The 19,208-nt window shown below is 38.2% G+C and carries 12 protein-coding genes and 1 pseudogene; 6 read left to right on the top strand and 7 right to left on the bottom strand.

Going from position 1 to position 19,208, the window contains the following annotated elements:
• Positions 1–14: 14 nt before the first annotated feature.
• From PHF18_RS06915 to gmd (PHF18_RS06905), 3 genes are all read right to left on the bottom strand, one after another.
• Entirely contained in the window at positions 15–2,504 is a 2,490-nt protein-coding gene (locus tag PHF18_RS06915) for an oligosaccharyl transferase, archaeosortase A system-associated (protein ID WP_300100234.1), read from the bottom strand.
• 101 nt (positions 2,505–2,605) lie between these two features.
• Positions 2,606–3,634, bottom strand: a complete 1,029-nt coding sequence (gene gmd, locus PHF18_RS06910) for a GDP-mannose 4,6-dehydratase (RefSeq protein WP_300100400.1) — start codon at positions 3,632–3,634, stop codon at positions 2,606–2,608.
• Positions 3,635–3,662: 28 nt separating this feature from the next.
• Entirely contained in the window at positions 3,663–4,685 is a 1,023-nt protein-coding gene (gene gmd / locus PHF18_RS06905; protein WP_300100231.1) for a GDP-mannose 4,6-dehydratase, read from the bottom strand.
• Positions 4,686–5,076: 391 nt separating this feature from the next.
• Between gmd (PHF18_RS06905) and PHF18_RS06900 the strand changes: the two genes are divergently transcribed.
• The 6 genes from PHF18_RS06900 to PHF18_RS06875 are packed head-to-tail and all read left to right on the top strand — an operon-like array spanning position 5,077 to position 13,183.
• Positions 5,077–6,147, top strand: coding sequence for a glycosyltransferase (locus tag PHF18_RS06900; protein WP_300100228.1), 1,071 nt, complete (start codon positions 5,077–5,079; stop codon positions 6,145–6,147).
• Positions 6,137–6,916, top strand: coding sequence for an ABC transporter permease (locus PHF18_RS06895; protein ID WP_300100225.1), 780 nt, complete (start codon positions 6,137–6,139; stop codon positions 6,914–6,916). Before PHF18_RS06900 ends, PHF18_RS06895 begins: the two co-directional genes overlap by 11 nt.
• A complete protein-coding gene (locus PHF18_RS06890; RefSeq protein WP_300100221.1) occupies positions 6,916–8,139 on the top strand; it encodes an ABC transporter ATP-binding protein in 1,224 nt (407 codons plus the stop codon). Before PHF18_RS06895 ends, PHF18_RS06890 begins: the two co-directional genes overlap by 1 nt.
• A gap of 18 nt (positions 8,140–8,157) precedes the next feature.
• Complete coding sequence (locus PHF18_RS06885) at positions 8,158–9,582, top strand: methionine biosynthesis protein MetW (protein WP_300100218.1); 1,425 nt, start codon at positions 8,158–8,160, stop codon at positions 9,580–9,582.
• An 11-nt stretch (positions 9,583–9,593) separates the two neighbouring features.
• Positions 9,594–12,017 (top strand): glycosyltransferase family 4 protein, encoded by a 2,424-nt coding sequence (locus tag PHF18_RS06880; RefSeq protein WP_300100215.1) that lies wholly within the window; start codon positions 9,594–9,596, stop codon positions 12,015–12,017.
• Positions 12,017–13,183, top strand: a complete 1,167-nt coding sequence (locus tag PHF18_RS06875; RefSeq protein WP_300100212.1) for a glycosyltransferase family 4 protein — start codon at positions 12,017–12,019, stop codon at positions 13,181–13,183. The genes PHF18_RS06880 and PHF18_RS06875 overlap by 1 nt, the downstream gene beginning before the upstream one ends.
• A 65-nt stretch (positions 13,184–13,248) precedes the next feature.
• Here PHF18_RS06875 and PHF18_RS06870 read toward each other — a convergent pair whose 3' ends face one another.
• The 4 genes and pseudogenes from PHF18_RS06870 to PHF18_RS06855 all read right to left on the bottom strand — a co-directional run bounded on the left by PHF18_RS06870 (position 13,249) and on the right by PHF18_RS06855 (position 19,067).
• The gene (locus tag PHF18_RS06870) at positions 13,249–14,874 is read right to left on the bottom strand and encodes a NosD domain-containing protein (protein ID WP_300100209.1); all 1,626 of its coding nucleotides are present in this window, start codon (positions 14,872–14,874) and stop codon (positions 13,249–13,251) included.
• Positions 14,875–15,615: 741 nt separating this feature from the next.
• A complete protein-coding gene (locus PHF18_RS06865; RefSeq protein WP_300100206.1) occupies positions 15,616–16,446 on the bottom strand; it encodes a VCBS repeat-containing protein in 831 nt (276 codons plus the stop codon).
• Between the two features lie 1,027 nt (positions 16,447–17,473).
• Positions 17,474–17,638: pseudogene (locus tag PHF18_RS06860) on the bottom strand (IS21 family transposase); the annotation flags it as partial.
• A complete protein-coding gene (locus tag PHF18_RS06855) occupies positions 17,568–19,067 on the bottom strand; it encodes a hypothetical protein (RefSeq protein WP_300100203.1) in 1,500 nt (499 codons plus the stop codon). The pseudogene PHF18_RS06860 and the gene PHF18_RS06855, both read right to left, overlap by 71 nt.
• Positions 19,068–19,208: the final 141 nt, after the last annotated feature.

Below are 19,208 nucleotides of genomic sequence, written 5' to 3'. Positions count from 1 at the left end.
ATATGTTTTCTGCTTCATTCAGGGGAATTTTTGACTTCTATCCTATTTCCGTCCAAAATGTCGCTCTCAGTTACCTGAATTTCTGCAATAGTTAAGTTTTTTCCTGCTGTCAGTGAATAAGCAGAGGTTGCATGAACCCCTTTTCCTGTATCTTCGGTCGAATAAGGCACGGTTATTTCAAATGAACCATTCTCATCTGTCATTTCACCTTTCTGATATGTGAATTTCCTGCCTGTATTTGAGCTGAGCTCAAGTGTTGCCATCACGGCCTGGTTAGGGCTTGCAGTGCCTGTTAGTGTGGCTCCCTGGACATATTCAAATATCTTCACAGTGTCTTTTTTACTACTTTCATTCTCTGTGGTATTTAACGTACTTTCATGGATTAGCCTGAAATTTCCCAGGGATGTCCCGTCAAGTTTGTGAAGCTTATATATTTGAGTCTGCAGAAGAGCCTGTTTGGGGGTTGCAACGGTTATGAGGCCTGTATTTTCTGTAGTGGTTTTGACTTCGTAATAGTCTCCAATTTCTTTTCCTGCTATTTTAGTAATAGCCCCGAACTTACCTTCTGCCATCAGTGTGTCGGTTATTACATATTTCACATTGAGCTTTTCAATTATTGTTTTTGCTTCCTCTTCGGAATCAGTTATGAAGAAGCGCGCAGAATCTTCTATACCTGTCTGGAAGTTATTGGAGACCACAGGCCGTTTTCCCACATATACAATCCAGTTTCCATAATCCCACCAGCTGAGGACCCCGTACTCAGGGGTTTCTGAAGGCTCTAGATAATAGGAAGTTGCAGGTGTTGAGGCTTCAAGCCATTTGAGGGAGTCCTGCCATTCAGGGCCAATTGAGACTGCATCCTTTGAAAAAGCAGCACCTAACCATATGGAGGGCACAAAGACAAGTCCTATCAGTGCCACTCCTGAAACAAGTTTGAAATAGTCAGGTCCTTCATCTGTGCTCTTAGACTCTGCCGCATTTCTGGCTTTTGATTTTGATTTAGTTTTTGATACTGTCCTTTTTCCTTTTTGCGAGGCAGATTTCGAATTATTCTCTGTCTCCTTTCCGGATTTTACCAGCTTTTTTATTTCTTTTCCGAAATCAAGAGAGTCCATCAAAACCCACATTATATATGCGGTAAGGATTGAGACATTTATTGCAAAAAGGTAGGTAAAACGCCTTTGGGAAAGGGCAAGGTATGCATAAAAAAGTGTCCATACAAGGAAAAATACCTTTTCAGGCTTTGACTTTTTGCCTTTCAACTCAAGGCTTAAAAGGAAAAATCCCGCAAATGCCGTCAGGAAAGAAAGCCCGAAGCTCCCCAGCACCGATGAGAAGGTAAGTTTTCCCTGTGAGGTAAGAAATAGGGGCACTGCTTCGGAAATTGTGCCTATGTAGTCGCCTTTTCCGGAAAAGAACCTCAGTCCTTCGATAACAAAACCGTAGTATTCAACGGAAAATAGCCGGAGGAAAAGGAGCCCTGAGCCGAAAACGAGTATTAAAATGCCAGGATAGTACTTCCAGTCCATTTCTTTCTTTGAGACATATGCTGAAAAGCCCCAGAGAAGGAGTACTCCGGCGAGCAGGATCAGTACATAGACCACCTGGAACCAGGAAAGATACATCGCGCTCATTTCAAGTCCCGGACGGGCTGCTCCTGCCGAGAGGGGAATTGTAAACAAAAACGTTGCAAACAGAGTTACAGCCGAGCAGACGAAGAGGTAATCTGAACTTTTTCCTGCTTTAAGGTCAAGTGTTGCCTGAACCAGTGCATAAAGGACAACAAAACTGATTAAGGCAGGTGCTCCTACCCATGTAAAGATCAGGAGCGAAAAAAAGAGCCCTGAAGCCGCTGCAAGCCCCAGAGGATTTATAAGTTTCTTATCTGAGGATATGTTTTTGAGTGAACTTAATGAAAGTTTTCTCTCCCCTGCCAGCTTTAAGGCAAGTATTAAAAGTGCATAGGCAGCCGTTGAGAGGAGAACTTCAGCTACGTGGTGATCGACTGTCCCAAAACGGGATATGTATACATGAGCTGGCAGAACCGCAAAAATGACAGCTCCAAGAAGCCCTGTTTTTTTGTCAAAGACTGAAGCTGCTAGCACATAAACCGGAATTACTGTCAGGACTCCGAGCAGTACAGGCAAAAGAGCCCCTGCAAATTCGACAGTATGCGTGTCAGGCTGTCCTCCTCCCAGAATTATTGCAAGTAGGGCACCTAACAGGTCAAAGAGTGGCGGCCACCCAATCTCAAAACCATTAGGATAGTTAAGATAGGTATCAAAGTTTAGAGAATGAGGGAAACTGGAGGCCGTATATAGAATGCGCCGCATATGATAAAACTCATCATATCCCGTGAAGGTTATCCCATCTGCAGTGAGTGAAGCATAGGTGAGCATGCGCATGATGAAGCCAGCTAAGAGAGCAGCTCCAAGCACGAAGATATTTTTTGAAAATCCATTTCGTGCGTTTTTGTTTTGATTGATTTTTTCTGACTTCTCCATATCACTCACATTTATTTTTTTAACTAATTATATATTTTAGCGTCTATTTATAAAAATCAGGCTTTTTAATAAAATGGATTTCTATCCCACTCGAGAGGTATTTATCTCATATCGCTTTTTACCATCATTTTGACCAGTTCTTCAAAACTGACCTTTGTTTTCCAGCCAAGTTTTTCTCTGGCTTTTGAAGGGTCCCCTATCAACAGGTCCACTTCAGTAGGTCTGTAAAACATCGGATCAACTTCTACGAGTACTTTTCCGCTGTCAGCATCCCTTCCTACCTCGCTAACTTCCTCTCCTTCCCATTCTATGTCGATACCTGCTTCTCTGAATGCAAGTTCCGTAAATTCTCTAACGGAGTGAGTTTCCCCTGTCGCTACAACATAATCCTCGGGTTTATCCTGCTGTAACATGAGCCACATGGCCTCCACGTAATCACCTGCGAATCCCCAGTCACGTTTGGCATTGAGGTTTCCAAGGTAGAGTTTCTCCTGAAGGCCTTTTTTAATCTTTGATATTGCTATTGTAATCTTCCTGGTAACGAAAGTTTCTCCTCTCAAAGGAGATTCGTGATTAAACAGGATACCGTTACAGGTAAACATATCATAAGCTTCACGATAGTTTATGGTAATCCAGTAAGCATACAGTTTAGCTATTGAATAGGGACTTCGGGGGTAGAAGGGAGTTGTTTCTTTCTGGGGAACTTCACGTACTTTCCCGAATAATTCACTGGTTGATGCCTGATAGAACTTAGATTTGTCTTCAAGCCCGAGAATTCTTATTGCTTCTAGAATACGAAGGGCTCCAATTCCATCCGAATTTGCAGTGTATTCCGGGACCTCAAAAGAAACCTGGACATGACTTTGGGCGCCAAGGTTATAAATTTCATCAGGCTCGATGTCCTTAATAAGTCTGATAACGTTTGCTGAATCAGTCAGGTCTCCGTAATGCAAAAAAAACTTGGAGTCCTTTTGATGTGGATCTTGCAGGAGATGATCTATACGTCCTGTATTACTCAGAGATGATCTTCTGTGCATGCCGTGCACTGTATATCCTTTATTTAACAGAAGTTCGGCAAGGTATGCTCCATCCTGCCCGGTTACTCCTGTAAGTAATGCGACCTTAGACATTTTTACCACACAATTTTAAACAAATATTTTAACATTTTACGCATTCAAGGTCTTTTTCGACCATCATTTTGACCAGTTCGTCAAAATTTACCCTTGGCATCCATCCAAGCTTTTCTCTGGCTTTTGAAGGATTTCCAACTAATAAGCTTGACTCAAGAGGCCTATAAAACTGGGGATCTACCTCAATAAGGATCTCACCTGTTGCAGCATTTATCCCCTTTTTCTCAAGCTCCTCTCCTTCCCATTCTATCTCAAGCCCGACCTCTCTGAATGCAAATTCCACCATATCCTGTACTGAATGTGTTTCACCTGTTGCAATCACATAATCATCCGGTTCATCCTGTTGCAACATAAGCCACATAGCTTCAACGTAGTCTCCTGCAAAACCCCAGTCTCTTTTTGCATTCAGATTTCCAAGGTACAGCTTTTCTTGAAGTCTTTTTTTTATTCTAACTGCAGATCTGGTAATTTTTCTCGTAACAAAACTTTCGGACCTTATTGGGGATTCATGATTAAAAAGGATACCATTGCAGACAAACATATCATAAGCTTCACGATAGTTTATGGCAATCCAGTAAGCATACAATTTGGACACTGCATAAGGGTTTCGGGGGTGAAAGGGAGTATTTTCATTTTGTGGGAATTCCAGTGAGTTTCCAAATAGATCTCCAGTGGAAGCCTGAAAAAACCTTGTTTTCTTTTCCAGCCCAAGAGTACGTATGGCTTCAAGGAGGCGCAGGGTGCCAAGTGCATTAATTTCTGCTGTATATTCTGGTCGGTCAAAAGAGGTATGTACATTGCTTTGAGCCGCCAGATTATAGATTTCATCCGGACAAACCTCTTGAATTATTCTAACAAGCTTTGAATAATCGGTCATGTCACAGAAGTGAAAATGAAGATTTGCGTTTTTCTGCTCTTTGTTCTTATCTTCTGTTCTGGTAGAAGATTCTCTCTTTATTCCATGCACTACGTACCCCTTATCTAATAAAAGTTTTGAAATGTATGTGCCATCCTGGCCAGTTATGCCTGTTATCAGTGCGACCTTCATCAAGGAATCACCTTATTTTGCTCCCCATTCTTATCCTGGAGGAGATAGGACATTTATTATTCTTAAAAACGTAGCTCCCTTTGCAAAAAGCATATCTTCTTAATCTATATAAACTAACTGATACACCAAATCTTTGTTAACTTCCTGTCGAATTGTTATTACTCCGTAAGATTCAGGCTGATATATCCAAGTTTTTCTTGTTAAGTCTCTTATTCAGGCTGTAACTGGTGGCCATGCAAGGTAAAAAAAGTTCACTTAAGGAAATCTAACTAGCAAAATTAACTATATTTCGCAGTAAATAACTGAGTTTTTATTCAAATTAAAGATTGCTTCGAAACACATATAAATCCCAATTTAAATTTAACGTGAAATAATTTAAAAAATGAGAACAAATATGAAAACAGCTATCTTTCATGATTACTTCGGTGCTATTGGTGGTGGAGAGAAAGTTGTCATCACTTTAGCAAAGTTATTGAACGCTGATATTATCACTACAGATCTGGATGCAGTTGATAAACTGAATAAAGAAGTAAATGTGATATCTCTTGGACAAACAAAGAAAATCCCCCCACTAAAACAGATTTCTGCAACCGAAAAATTTTATTCTTGTGACTTCTCAAATGATTATGATTTTTTCATCTTCACAGGGAACTGGAGTCATTATGCAGCCCATAGGCACCACCCTAATATGTGGTACTGCTACACACCTGTAAGGGCTTTTTACGATCTCTACGACACTTTCTTACAGAGGCAGGATTTTATTACAAGACAGGCTTTTCGTGCTTGGGTACACGGCCACAGGTGGCTGGATCAAAAATCAGTGAATAATATTGACCAGATTGTCACGATCTCAAAAAATTCTCAGAAAAGAATTGAGAAATATCATCACAGGACTGCTGACATAATTTATCCCCCGGTTGATGTCTCAAAGTTCAAATGTGAGGCTTATGGGGATTTCTGGCTCTCGGTAAATAGGCTTTACCCTGAAAAAAGAATCGAATTGCAAATAGAAGCGTTTAGAAAAATGCCTGATGAAAAACTCATTATTGTGGGTGGTTATGCAAAAGGCGATCACGCTGAAAAGTATGCAAAAAATATAAGTAATAAGCTACCTCACAACGTGACTATACTTGGAGAAGTTTCAGAACCGGAATTAATTAACCTTTACGCCAGGTGCAGGGGCTTCATCTGCACAGCGCTTGACGAAGATTTTGGGCTCACTCCTGTGGAAGCAATGGCAAGTGGAAAGCCTGTTGTCGCGGTAAACGAAGGTGGATTTAAAGAGACGGTTACCGAAAATACGGGTATTCTTATAAATGCAGATATTTCCAGCGCTATAGAGGCTGTCAAATTCATATCTCGTGAACCCGAGAGTTACAGGGATGCCTGTCTTAAGCAGGCAAAATGTTTTGATCTTTCGATTTTTAGTGAAAAGATAAAAAATGTGGTAAATAATGATCGTTAAGCACCTGAAAGAGCTCTATGGCTACAGGAACCTTATCTGGCAACTGGCATGGAGCGAATTCAAATTGAGATATAAAAATTCCATACTGGGTTATTTCTGGTCTCTTCTGGAACCCTTGCTTATGCTCCTGGTTCTTTATGTGGTTTTTTCGAACTTGATGAGGGTTCAGGTTGAATACTACCAGCTATTTTTGCTTCTTGGAATCATTTTATGGGGTTTTTTTAGCAGGGCTACTACCATTGGAATGTTTTCCATAGTGGGAAAACCAAGTATGGTTAAGAAAATTTACTTTCCAAGGGATATCTTTGTTATTTCCTCATGCATCACGGCTCTGCTCATGAGCATCTTCGAGTCTTTAATATTTATAATGTTTATGGTGTTTTTCAGGGTGCCAATTTCCATCAACCTTGTTTATGTGCCGCTGATCCTGTCATTCCTGTTTATCATTTCACTCGGCTTCTCTCTGATACTTTCCGCGTTGAATGTATTTTACAGGGATGTGCAGTTTATCTGGCAGGTTCTTTTACAGATTGGATATTTTGGAACTCCTATACTCTATACCATTGATATATTTCCTAAATATTTACAGAAATTTGTTCTATTGAATCCAATTGCACGGATTCTTATTTCTGCAAGGGATACTATTATTTATTCTTCTCCAGCTAAAATTGAGGACCTTTTATTTATGTTCCTTTCATCAATATTCTTTCTTCTAGTCGGATACATTATTTTTTCCAGATTAGAACCCCGATTTGCGGAGGAAATCTGATGACGGCAATTGAGGTTGAACACCTGCACAAAACATTTCGCATACCTCATGAAAAAAGAACAACTCTATTTGAGACTTTGACCGGGGCCTTCAAACCTCCAACTTATGAAACTTTCCACGCACTTAGAGATATCAATTTTACAGTTGAAGAGGGAGAAGCTCTTGGGATTATTGGAGAGAACGGAAGTGGAAAGAGTACTTTATTGAAAATTATTGCAAATATCCTGCGCCCATCATCAGGTAAAGTCACTGCTCTAAAGAAACTTACTCCTTTCCTTGAACTTGGAGTTGGCTTTCAGTCTGATCTCACGGCTGCAGAGAACATAAAAATCTATGCAACCATCATGGGCATGCAAAAAAAAGAGATTAATGATAAACTGGACGAGATTCTCGAGTTCGCAGGACTTGAGAACTTCAGGGATGCTAAACTCAAAAACTTTTCTTCAGGTATGCAGGTAAGACTTGCTTTTTCAACAGCAATTCAAACTGATCCGGAAATTCTTTTGATGGATGAAGTTCTGGCAGTGGGAGATATGGAATTTCAGCAGAAATGTCTGGATGTCCTTAGTCAGTATCGAAAGGATGGAGTTACGATTGTTTTTGTTTCACATGATCTCGGGGCAGTGAGGAGGTTTTGTGATAGGACTTTACTTCTAAATAAAGGGGAGCAGATAGTCTTAGGGGATACAGGAGATGTAATTGACCGTTATGTGTATGGTGGTGGAGAAGAAGCATCCACACCTTCAAACATTAAGAATGAATCCGAGCCTGCTGAAACAGAAGATTCCCCTGAGGATAAAAATCCCCGGTGGGGAGATAAGACCGTTGAGATCACAAATGTGGAGTTCTATGATAAATTTGGCAATAAAGGTTTCAGATTTAACTCTTTTGATCCAATGACAATCAAAATCTTCTACCATGCACATAAAAAAGTATTTGATCCGGTATTTGGCATTGCTCTGTACTCCGAAAACGGAGAAAATCTTTTTGGAACAAATACGGAATTAAAAACTGTCGAAATTGAGACTCTTGAAGGCAAAGGGCATGTTGACCTGATAATAGAGAGAATTCCTATGATTACAGGAAGATTTCTATTGACAGTAGCTGTGCATACTCACGATCAAAAACCTTATGATTGGCACGATAAACAATATTCTTTTGATGTAATTCCAACAGGTAGAGATGCTGGACTCTTTGAGGTACCCTGCAACTGGAAGATCTAAGTTCGGATGTGAGATTTTATGGATATATTTGAAATCAACAAAGACGAAACCAGTGAAAAAGAAATCAACGTTGAAGAAATAATGGGAAAAATAAGGGCGAACATCCGTAAGCGAAAAGAAGCAGGGGGTTTTTCAAAGAAAAATATTGAAGATCTTCAAAAAAGCCCTTTACCTGAAGGACCTGCAAATGAGAGTAACATTCAAAGAGATCTCGATTATATAAATTCAAACTGGGAAATTCAGAATAACAGTTATTTCATCAGTTCTCATCGTCCAGTTGTTGGGAAATTCTTAATTAAAGGTAGAGAAGCGGTGCATGGAGAAATCAAACGATATGTGGACCCCATTATCTGGAAACAAACAGAGTTTAATGGAAGTACTGTTCGCCTTCTTAATGATACTGCAGGGAAGTTCAGCTATTATAACAATAAGATTGAGCAACTCAGAGCTGAAATAAATTCTCGAATAGAGCAGCTCAGACCTGAATTAGATACTAAGGCAGATAAGTCTGAATTAGACGCTAAGGCAGATAAGTCTGAATTAGACGCTCAGGTAGAGCAGCTTAAGTCTGAATTTGGGAATAAGATTGGACAACTTAAGTCTGAAATGGATAATTGTATAAGGGCAGAAGTTAACTCTATAATTTCTTCAATGAATCTGGACCTTGAAAATAAGGCATGGTTAGCCAGTATTCTTGGTGGAAAACTGGAAGAAAGGTATAAAAATCTAAAGATTGAAACTTCTAATTCCAGTGATTTAGATATTAATTATTTTCAATTTGAAGAACAGTTTAGAGGTTCAAGAGAAGATATCAAACAGCGGCAATCTAATTTTATACATTATTTCACTGGATGTTCTAATGTCCTGGATATTGGGTGTGGAAGGGGCGAATTTCTGGAAGTGTCAAAAGAGCATGGTATTGGTGCAAAAGGTGTTGACATTGAGGATGCCATGGTGGATTACTGTCTTTCAAAGGGATTTAATGTGATGAAGGATGAAGCGATTTCATATCTGGAAAAGCTTGATGATAAAAGTCTTGATGGAATTTTTATCGATCAGGTGGTTGAACATCTGGAACCCAATTACTTGATTAAGTTGCTTCAGCTATGCTTTAAGAAACTCAAGTATGGATACTATATTTTTGTGGAAACCGTAAATCCGCTTTCCCTGGTATCATTTGCTAATTTTTACATAGACATGACTCATAAAAAACCGATACATCCAGAAACACTTAAGTTCCTGCTAACTTCAGCAGGTTTCCAAGATGTGGATACTAAGTTCATCTCTCCGGTATCGGAAGAAACAAGATTAAAAAAAGTTCCACTGAATAATGACACCGAAGAATGGGTAAAACCACATCTTGAAACCTATAATCACAACACTGAGAAGCTAAATAATATCCTGTTCGGGGCACAGGATTATGCCGTAATTGGTAAAAAGTGACGGTGGAAATAATGAAAATTGCAATTGTTGCGCCGAGTCCTGTGCCCTTTACTCTTGGAGGAGCAGAATTACTTTTTTTAGGGATGCAAAATTCAATTAATAAAAATACATCCCATCAATGTGAATTGATAAAAGTACCAGTTAAAGAAAATAATTTCTGGGACTTAATTGACTCCTATTATAAATTTTATCAACTTGATCTGTCTTATTTTGATATGGTAATTTCTACCAAATATCCTTCCTGGATGCTCAAACACCAGAATCATACAGTTTATATGGTGCATCATTTACGTGGACTGTTTGACACCTATCATTTCTGCAATGAAGCTTATGCGGTTTCATCCAAACTGAGAACAGGACTTGTTGAAGAGGTCCTGGACCTTATTCATAATGGTAATAAAACTGAAAAGAATGTTGACAATGTATTTGAAAAGCTTTTTGAGTTAAAAAAAGAACAAAAAAAGTACGATAAAGAGACTTTCAAATTCCCGGGACCTTTTATCAGAGAAATCATTCACTTTTTTGATGAATATGCCCTTGCTCCTGACAGAGTCAACAGACATCTCACAATGTCGAATAATGTAAAAAAACGAGCAGATTACTTCCCTCCCAATGTGCAGGTAGATGTAAATTATCCCCCTTCAAAAATAGAGAATTTTGAGTGTAATTCGTATAGTTATCTTTTTACTGCAAGCCGTCTTGATGGTCCAAAACGTATTGATCTTCTAGTAAAGGCAATGAAGTATGTTCCTCATAACGTAAAATTGAAAATTGCGGGAACAGGCCCCGATGACGAAAAACTCAAAAAAATGGCCGAAAACGATCACAGAATAGAATTCCTTGGTTTTGTGAGTGAAGACGAACTTATAAAATTATATTCTGATTCTCTTGCAGTTCTCTTTGTCCCTTATGATGAGGATTACGGTTTAATTACAATTGAGGGGATGATGAGCAAAAAGCTGGTTATTACTGCAAAAGATAGCGGGGGCCCTCTGGAATTTGTAAAAGATTCCGAAACCGGATATATTGTGGAACCTGAACCTCAAAAAATTGCTGAAAAAATAAATTATCTTATCGAAAATTCAGATGCTGCCCGAACAATGGGCTTTGTTGCATATCAGGCTGTAAAAAATATAACATGGAAGAATTTTGCATATTGTCTGGTGGATAAAAAGACGATTTCTACTCCCTATAGAGAGGATATTTCTATTCCGGATAAAAAGACGATTTCTACTCCTGATCGAAAGAAAATTCTTGTGCTGTCCACTTATTCATGCTATCCACCGAGAGGTGGAGGACAGCACAGGCTATATAATATCTATTCTCTACTGGCAAAAGAGTTTGATGTGACAATCTGTTCAATTATTGAGACAAATAAACAATATCAGAATCTTGTTCTGGATAATGGATTAAGGCAAATCTGTATTCCCCAGAGTACAGAACATGCAAGGTATCAGTGGGTGGCAGAGAAGAAAGTTGGGGTAAATCTTTATGATGTGGCTATGATAGATTTTGTTGATTATTCAAAAGAGTATGTAGAAAAAATAAAAGAACTAGAAGTGGATTCGGATATTGTAGTTTTTTCACATCCATATTTGTGGCCTTTAAATAAGTTCATAGATCACAATAAAAGAGTAATCTATGAAGCTCACAATCTTGAATATTTACTTAAAAAAGATTACGTTAAAGACTCCAGGTATATATCTAAAATATATACTACTGAAAAAGAAGCAGCCTTAAAATCAGATCTAATACTTTGCACATCTGAAGAAGATAAACAGAATTTAATTGAAGTTTATGGGTCTAATCCTGAAAAAATTCTGGTTACTCCAAATGGAGTTGATACCACCAGGATACATTTTGTAAAAAATGAGGAAAGAGAGAAACAAAAGGAAATTACAGGATTATCAGACTTTACAACTATTATTTTTGTTGGGAGCTGGCACCCCCCAAATCTTGAAGCTTTAAAGTTTATAACGGATGAACTGTGCAGAAGACATACGCAATATAAATTTTTAGTGGTTGGGAGTGTCAAAGATTATTATTTAAACGAATACGGGAAACTCCCTCAAAACGTTCTGGCTTTTGGAACTGTTGATGAGGACGAAAAGTATGAGATCTATAAACTGGCAGATATTGCCATAAACCCTATGTTCAGTGGATCAGGTACAAACCTCAAAATGCTGGACTATATGAGTGCAGGAATCCCTGTAGTCAGTACCCCTGTAGGGGCAAGAGGTTTAGATACCGAAAATGAAGTTCATGCTCTCATCTGTCCTGCTGAAGAGTTCCATGCCAAAATTTCCCTGTTACTGGAGAATGAAGAATTGCAACAAAGATTAAAAATAAATGCAAGAAACCTGGTTGAACAAAAATATTCCTGGGAAATAATAGCACAATCAATTATTGCAAAATTAAGGGAGGAAGTTAATTAATGAAAATTGCATTTGTCGTCCAGAGGTACGGCGAAGATATAATTGGGGGTGCAGAATATCTGACCAGACTTATTGCTGAACATATGATAAAATATCATGAAATTGAGGTTCTTTCCACCTGTGCAAAAGATTATCATACATGGAAAAATGAGTATAAAAAAGGAACTGAAACAATAAATGGTGTCCTGGTGAGAAGATTTGCAAATTCAAAAAAGCGTGATCTGACTACGCACATCAAGATTCAGGAAAAGGCCTTTTTTGCTACTCACAACCTAAAAGATGAAATTTCATGGATTGATGAACAGGGACCTTATTGTCCTGAACTGGTAGAATACATCTCCAAAAACAAAGACAATTACGATGCCTTTGTCTTTTTTACATTCAGGTATTACCCCAGCTATTATGGACTCAAGGAAGTAGGAAATAAAGCGTTGATTGCTCCTTTCGCAGAAAATGATCCTGCTCTTGACCTGTCCACTACAAAAGAAATTTTCCGTAATGTCAGAGGTATCATATACAGCACTCCTGAAGAACAAAATTTAATTAAAGCAAAAACGGGTCTAAAAGAAGAAGAAAAACTCTTTGAGATTGTTGGGTGCGGTATTGAGGTTCCTGAAGTTATTCCGGAATATAAGGGCCTAAAAGATCAGAACTACGTTCTCTATCTCGGTAGGATTGAAGGTTCCAAAGGATGTTACCAGCTGTTTGAATACTACCTAAAATTATTAAAGGAATCTCGAGAAATCCCGTCCCTGGTTCTGGCAGGTTATGATGCTATAGGTGTTCCAAAGCACGATAAGATCAAATACCTTGGTTTTGTTTCCGAGGCTGAAAAATATTCTCTTCTTAAAAATGCGCGGTTTTTGATTATGCCTTCCCCCTATGAAAGTTTATCCTTAGTTACCCTTGAGTCCATGGGTTGTGGGACCGCCGTACTTGTAAACGGAGAATGTGAGGTCTTAAAAGGCCACTGCATGAGAAGTAACGCAGGCCTCTGGTATCAGAATTACGATGAATTCACGGAATGCCTGAATTTTTTGTGCTCAAATCCCATTGTCCTGAATAAAATGGGGAATAATGGAAAGGAATATATTACAAAGAATTATACCTGGGAAAAAGTGGAAATGAAGTATTTACAGTTGCTAGATGAACTGACAAAAAAGTGAATCATTTTGTTTTTCATCTCCACCTGAAAATTAAAATTTGAATCAAAAAGAAAGATGTTGGGAGTTTATCCCCAACACCCAACACATGGAGTCACCCCTGTCCATCCAAGTCCTACAGAACCAGAGCCGGAATCTTTCTGTAGCAGGAAATTATTTCCTCCTGTGTTGTAAATCCCAACTTCTGTTACACCATCTCCATCCCAGTCTCCTACAACAGGCTGAGTTCCAGCCCATCCGAATCCGACTATATCTACCGAGTTTGTAGCGGTGTTCCAGAGTGCCCAGGTTCCGGCGTTGTTGTAGACCCCTACGTCATCTTTTCCATCTCCGTTCCAGTCTCCCACAACTGGTGTAACGCCCTCCCATCCGAGTCCGATTTCCTTGAGGCCGGCATCTGTTTGCAGCATAAAATTGTTTCCCGCGTTGTTATATATACCAACTTCTGTTACTCCGTCTCCGTCCCAGTCTCCCACTATCGGTTTTGACCCTGCCCATCCGAATCCGACTATATCTACCGAGTTTGTAGCGGTGTTCCAGAGTGCCCAGGTTCCGGCGTTGTTGTAGACCCCTACGTCATCTTTTCCATCTCCGTTCCAGTCTCCCACAACTGGTGTAACACCAGACCAGCCAAGCCCGATTACCTTGAGACCGGCATCTGTTTGCAGCATAAAATTGTTTCCCGCGTTGTTATATATACCAACTTCTATTCCCCCGTCTCCTTCCCAGTCTCCCACTATCGGTTTTGTCCCTGCCCACCCAAAACCAACAATATCTGCCGATTTTGTAGCGGTGTTCCAGAGTGCCCAGGTTCCTGCATTGTTATAAACACCAACTTCTTCAGGAGCTTTTGAACCTATAACTGATTTGAACAAGGGCATATAGTCAATGTTTACCTCATTCATGTAATATGGTTCTTCACAGATACCATCTCCATTGCTATCGGAATGTGTCTGGGAAAAACCGTCACCCTTTGGAGTTGCCCAGTAATTACCACCAATATAAGGGCCTCCAACAATGTTTTTTCCAGGTGTTTTCGTAGTATTCCAGGTACTTATATCCATAAATTGTACATTTAGGGTGTTGTTAAAATTATTATTATAAATTATAGTATCATAAGAATCTACCATATCTAATCCTGTTTTGCAGTTTGAAAGTCGATTCCCACTTATTTTATTATCATTACTGGACCAGAGTAAAATTCCGTCATCGCAATCAGAAATATCATTATTAATGATTGAGCCGCCTCCCCCCTCGTTCCCCGTGTAAACTCCAATGCCTGTATTAAAATTAGAAATTTTATTATTCTGAATAGTACAGAAGAAAGAATTGTCTATAATGCCTGAGGAACCCGAGCCACCCGGACCTATTATATTGAAGTTCTTTATTGTAATATAATTAGCATCCAAATTGAAAGCATTCCCTTTAGCTTTGATTATGGCATTATATGGACTACTTGATACAAGAACCAGATTTGGCACTGTAATTGTAATGTCTCCAGAATAAGTCCCGGATTTTACGCTTATCGTATCTCCTTCTTTTGCATAATTTACCGCAGCCTGTATTGTTGCATAATCTGCGGATCCGTCATCGTCTACATAAATTGTTGCAGCTGATGCACTGCCTGCAATTGCCAGGTAAATTGCAAAAACTGCTGCAAACAAAACTATTTCAGTTCTTTTCACTTGCCACATGACATAACCCTGTATAACATTTCTTTAATATTCTAATTTGGATTAATACTCAAAAAATCTCACTTTTTACCTTCACCCAGCAAACTAATTTACTACGCTGTCAAAATAATAAAACGATATTTCTATCTTCTTTCGGCAGGTAAACGTAAAAATCCATTTGATTTTTCTATTGATATCAATTTACTCTGAACTTTTGGAATTTTTTTAATTAAAAACTCCTAAATGTTATCCATGAAATTATTAATATATTTTTCTTAAAAATTGACGAAATGAACAACCTCATTAAATTCATAGTCCTCATGATACTGATTTCCAATTGAATCTATAAAAAATAACGATCAAAAATATTAATTTGTGAGTATGTGCTAACTGCCGAATGTAGGTTTATATAAATTTTGGGTCAAATTATTACAATTTTTATCATAATTTTCTCATGTCCTAATAATAAATCGGACTGTATCTATTTTTTAACAACTGGAAATCCATTTTTAATCAGGGGAAAGGAATTTAAAACTTTACAGGAACGCGGAAAAAATGGACGGAAAATATATAGGGTTTAAATCTGTTTTCGAGCTTTATATCCATATTTTCCACTCTATAAGTTATGAGATCTACAAGTTTTGGTGATGACATTTCGAATATAATAAATTGTAACAGATGAGGAAATTTATCTGTTGATCAAAACCCAATACACAAACTAAAAAATGGGTTTTCTGAAAGTTATAATGTACTCTTAACTATTCAATAGCTGGAGAGTGGTGTAACCCCATACCAGCCGAGCCCTATAGTCTCAAAGTCTGTATCCACCCTCAGGAGAAAGTTGTACCCATGTGGATTATAAATTCCGGTTTCTGTTGTGCCATCAGCGTCCCAGTCCCCCACAATAGGCATGGTTCCATTCCAGCCATATCCATCATTGTATGTAGAGTTGGTATTGGAGTTCCAGAGTGCCCAGATACCGTTTAAATATATTCCGACTTCTTCCTTTCCATCGCTGTTCCAGTCTCCAACAAGGGGAATACTTCCCGGATATCCTAACCCTATCACATCAAATCCGGAATCTGTTCTCAGGAGGAAGCTTTTTTCGTCAGAGTGATAGACTCCGATTTCAGTTATACTATCTCCGTCCCAGTCCCCAACAACTGGTTGAACTCCTTGCCAACCAAAACCTACTATCTCTGCTGAGTTTGTTTCAGTGTTCCATAGCGCCCAGGTGCCAGCGTTGTTGTAGACCCCGACGTCATCTTTTCCATCACCGTTCCAGTCTCCAACCACTGGTGTGACGCCGGCCCAGCCCAGCCCTATAACCTCAAAATCGGAATCTGTTTTCAGGATAAAGTTATTTCCATCAGTGTTGTATATTCCAATTTCCTTGATATCATCTCCATCCCAATCTCCAACTAAAGGTTTTGTCCCATTCCAGCCGAATCCAACAATATCAGCCGAATTAGTGGTGGAGTTCCAGATTGCCCAGGTTCCTGCGTTGTCATAAACCAAAACACTGTCAGGTAGAGAAGACTTTTCAGTTCTGTTCTCCTCTATTGCTCCGGCAATACCTGAGAAAATTATCATGACAAGTAAGATTATTGAATATAATATTACTTTACTTATGCTAAATTTCACACATATCACCAAAAAAACATCTTATATTATTTTGTAATTTTAATGTTTTGAATTGAGATCCTTATATTTCTATTGTCTGAGTCCCCTGAGCCTTGAATTTCACCTGGTATTTCACATCTCTCTTGAACGTGGGGCCGAAAGATATTTCCACCGTGGTGTAAGTTTACAGTCGTTTCTGTGGAAATAAACTTGGTTGGAGGATTATTTATTTCGAAATCAAGTAGTCCCCATCGAAGATTTCCAGCGTCCTTGAACTTTGAAAACTTAGAGCATCTAAACTTAGTTTCACTGAACTATCTTCATCTGAGTAAATATAAATGGTAGAATCTGCATCCATCTTGATGGAACACCATTCCATTCTTCAAGACCATACCAGCCATCACCTAAAAGCGAAAATGTTTTTCAGGGTAAGGTGTGACTTCGTAAATGATCATTGAATCATTTTTGTAGCGTTTTCTCTAAAATATACAACGGTTTTCTACTATTTGTACTTTTGTAAATATATTAATAAGTTCGCAATTTCTTGCAAAATAACCTCTTATATCAGCTGCAAATGGTTAATATTCATTGCATAAATGTACATAAAGTATAAGATAACCAGCATACAACACTCAAAAAAGAAAATGGCCTGATTCGGTTAACTAAGATATAAATTAAAGTTGATGCAAAAATACTACGTTTCTCTTGTATTTTTTTCAGTCGAATACCCCGCTAGCTTGCTGTGGGTGCGCCAGCGCAATTTTGATTGGATCTTAATATTTACGATAAAAGTCCGAATGAAAAACTCTTATCCAGATTTGAATATGATTACGTGAATATGCTCTTTGTTGGAAGGGTTATTCCTCAAAAGAACCAGCAATTTTTCACTTAAAGCCGCCAGAATGGGTTGTAAAACGCGCGAGTGAACTGCGGTGAAAGTAGCACGATTCGTTCCTGGAAGGGAAGGAATGGAGTAATCTTTCCTTCCTATTCAACTGAATCCATAATGCTTGAAGAAATCCTCAAATTGTGAGTTCCATTCAGAATCTGATGATTTCAGTGCTTTCCTGATTACAACCTGTTTCATGTTGTCATACAGGGTCTCCTGTGTACCTCTTCCTAAGTATTGAAACGCATTCAAATGACACTGGGTTATGGAATTGTGTCAGGAACATGGTAAAATGATGATTTATCAGAATTAGTGGATTATAAGGACCTGCATGAAAACTTCTCATGATTTGAGTATCATTCCAATCCCAGAGTTTTTCAGGATTTTCATCAACATTTGGACTTCCATCCCAATTGCCCATAGGATAATAAAATGCTCCAACGAATTGTACAAACAGTGACCATACAATAAGTAATCCAATGAATACAAATTTTAACAACTTAGAATAATTATTTGCTTTTTTGGATGCATCGTTCAGATACAGCCCAAAATATATGGCAAGAACAGGCAAAAGTACTATCAAAAAACGAGGGCCATAGCTCCATCCTGCCCACCAATTAGAAAAAATACTATAGACCATTACTTCGAGTATGCATGCTAAACCAAACGCATAAAAGGTAAACTTGAGTTTTTCATTTGAAAGGTTCTTGATCTTTAAATAGCCCAAAACTGAAAACAAAACTACTGGAGTATATACGAATAATCCGCGATTTGGACTAAACAATAATCCAACAAAATGAGGAAAAATTTCCCAATTTAATTTCATTGCAGGAGTTAAACAGGAATAGCCCCCTAAAATACTGCCAAAATAATGGATGTTATAAAACAAAAAAAAGCTACTTGATATAAGTACTGAGGTAAAATACCACATTATGTTTTTTTTATTCATTTTAAGAAAGACATATAATATGATCGGTAAAACAAGAATAGAATCAGAAGGTCTATTAAATATATATAGTCCCGAAAAAAGCCCAAGGAAAATATAGTTTAATTTACTTTCCAGGAATTCATTTTTTATTGTAATGTAAATCATAGCTGCAAGAAGAAGTTCCACCATGCCGTGCTGCCAGAGGGCCTGACTACTTATTGTCCACGTGTTGGTTCCAAAACCATAGATTGACGCTGAAATGAGTCCAATTTTTCTGGTAGTTAAATCTCTTGTAGCCAAATATACAAAAATTCCAGAAAGTGAGGCAATTGCGGAAGCACTTAATTTTTCCATCAAAATCACAATAAATTGAAAACTTGAGTTAAGCATATCTATTGGGCACTGGAATAATTTTAGTATAATATATATCACTGAATAAAAAGGAGTGACAATTAAAGGAGTAACTATTGGATATTGAGATAAATAATGACCATCCATTTGTCCAAACATATAAGGAACACTGATTTTTCCAATGTATGCTCCGAAACCATCGAAATTCACACAATGATGCTCCAAAACACAAAATGGCAAAAGAGATGCAGGTATGGTATCTCCACTAGGTATCGATCTCAAATTTATGTTGTAAACAATAAAAAATAATGTAAACAAAAAGACTAATTCATGTTTTCGTACAAGCATTCTGAAGGAATTTAGTAGTGGGTTTAAATAGCCACTAAATCCCAATATTTTTCTTACATATACTGCGAATTCCATTCCTTTAACTCCAATAAATGTCGATAATTTTCATATTCATATTTCTCAAATAATTTTCCATCGGCAGTGTGTCTAATTTTCTGTAAATTTTGCTCTATACCTCTTAGCCTTCTTTTTTGATTACTGTTCCATTGATTACTT

The organism is Methanosarcina sp., from assembly GCF_028693135.1.
In the GTDB taxonomy this organism is placed as follows: domain Archaea; phylum Halobacteriota; class Methanosarcinia; order Methanosarcinales; family Methanosarcinaceae; genus Methanosarcina.
This window is presented reverse-complemented; position numbering and strand designations above follow the sequence as displayed.